The 1,191-nt window shown below is 71.4% G+C and carries 1 protein-coding gene; it reads right to left on the bottom strand.

The features are described 5' to 3' along the window. Nucleotides 1–1,191, bottom strand: a 1,191-nt coding sequence (gene sdhA, locus G6021_RS13810) for a succinate dehydrogenase (quinone) flavoprotein subunit (RefSeq protein WP_241736565.1), incomplete at both ends; no start/stop codon positions are given.

The raw sequence follows: 1,191 nt of genomic DNA, 5'->3' as shown, positions 1-1,191 counted from the left end.
AGGCGGGCGGCCAGGTGCGCCGGCACCGAGTACGGGAGGGTGAACCAGCCGTCCACACTGGCGCTGAGCAGCGAGTTGGCGCCGAGTCGGTTGGCGCCGTGATACGCCCAGCCGCATTCGCCGCCGACGAACAGTCCGGGGATCGAGGTCTGGAGGTCGTAGTCGCTCCAGAGCCCGCCCATGGTGAAGTGACAGGTGGGCGCGATGCGCATCGGGACGGAGTACGGGTCCTCGCCGGTGGCGTGGGAGTACATGTCGAACAGGTTGCCGTACCGCTCGGCGATCCGCTGCCGGCCGTCGCGGGCGAGGGAGTCCCGGAAGTCCAGGTACACCGAGTTGTGGCGGGGGCCCACCCCGCGGCCGTCGCGGATCTCCGCCGTGATCGCCCGTGACGCCACGTCGCGGGGGACCAGGTTTCCGTAGGCCGGGTAGCGGCGCTCGAGGAAGAAGTCGCGGTCGGAATCGGGGATGTCGCCCGGCGGTCGGTCGTCGCCCGCGTGCCTCGGCACCCAGATGCGGCCGTCGTTGCGGAGCGACTCGCTCATGAGGATGGTCTTGGCCTGCCAGGTCGTGTCCTTGGGCAGGGCGGTGGGGTGGAACTGGACGAACGACGGCGAGGCGAACAACGCCCCCCGCTGGTGAGCCCGCCACACGGCCGAGGCGTTGGAGTTCACCGCGAGCGTGGAGTCGTGGAAGACGTTCCCGTAGCCGCCCGTCGCCAGCACCACGGCGTGGGCGGTCTCGGCGCGGAGGTGTCCGGTAACGAGGTCGCGGACCACGACCCCGTGACATCCGGCGTCGTCGACGATCAGATCGAGCATCTCGTGGCGGGTGTGCAACCGCACCGTGCCCGCCCGGATCTGCCGCTGGAGGGCCTGGGTGCCGGCGATCTGGAGTTGCTGACCGGTCTGCCCGCGTGAGTAGTAGGTGCGTGAGACCTGCACTCCGCCGAACGACCGCGTGGACAGCACGCCCCCGTACTCCCGGGCGAACGGCGTGCCGATCCCCGAGAAGTGGTCGATGACGCGAACCGACTCCTCGCCGAGCCTGAACGCCTCGGCCTCCCGGCCCCGGAAGTCGCCGCCCTTGACGGTGTCGGCGACGAAGCGGTGCAGGGAGTCGCCGTCGACCCGCCTCGCGCGGGCGGCGTTGATCCCGCCCTGGGCCGCCACGGAGTGCGCGCGCCGCGGC

Origin of the sequence: Dietzia sp. CW19 (assembly GCF_014145265.1) — a bacterium.
GTDB classification, from domain to species: domain Bacteria; phylum Actinomycetota; class Actinomycetes; order Mycobacteriales; family Mycobacteriaceae; genus Dietzia; species Dietzia natronolimnaea.
This window is presented reverse-complemented; position numbering and strand designations above follow the sequence as displayed.